Below are 272 nucleotides of genomic sequence, written 5' to 3'. Positions count from 1 at the left end.
CGGTGAATATAACCCAGTTTTTCTTCAAGTTTATCAATAAACTCGTTGGTTTCTGGTAGCTCGTAGCCGGTATCAGTAAAGAAGTATTCAACTTCTAATTCGGGATACGTTTCTTTGACAAATAATGCTAAGGCGCTACTGTCTTTGCCGCCAGACAACCCTAGAACATGTTTAACTTTTTCAGTCATTAACAACCTCTGTTACGCTTTCACTTTGTTCCATCAAATTTGTTAGCATGTTAGTTAAAGCGGCCAATTGTTTCTCTTTAGATA

At 37.5% G+C, this 272-nt stretch carries 1 protein-coding gene; it reads right to left on the bottom strand.

All coding sequences use genetic code 11. From position 1 onward, the window contains the following. A partial coding sequence (locus tag AAEZ09_RS28290) for a phosphoadenosine phosphosulfate reductase domain-containing protein (RefSeq protein ID WP_350601652.1) occupies positions 1-188 on the bottom strand: 188 nt, incomplete at its 3' end. Positions 189-272 lie beyond the last annotated feature (84 nt).

The sequence above is a fragment of the Pseudomonas sp. 65/3-MNA-CIBAN-0223 genome, from assembly GCF_040310425.1.
Taxonomy (GTDB): domain Bacteria; phylum Pseudomonadota; class Gammaproteobacteria; order Pseudomonadales; family Pseudomonadaceae; genus Aquipseudomonas; species Aquipseudomonas gregormendelii.
Note: the sequence above shows the minus strand (reverse complement) of the source record. Positions and strands in the feature narration are given on the sequence as shown.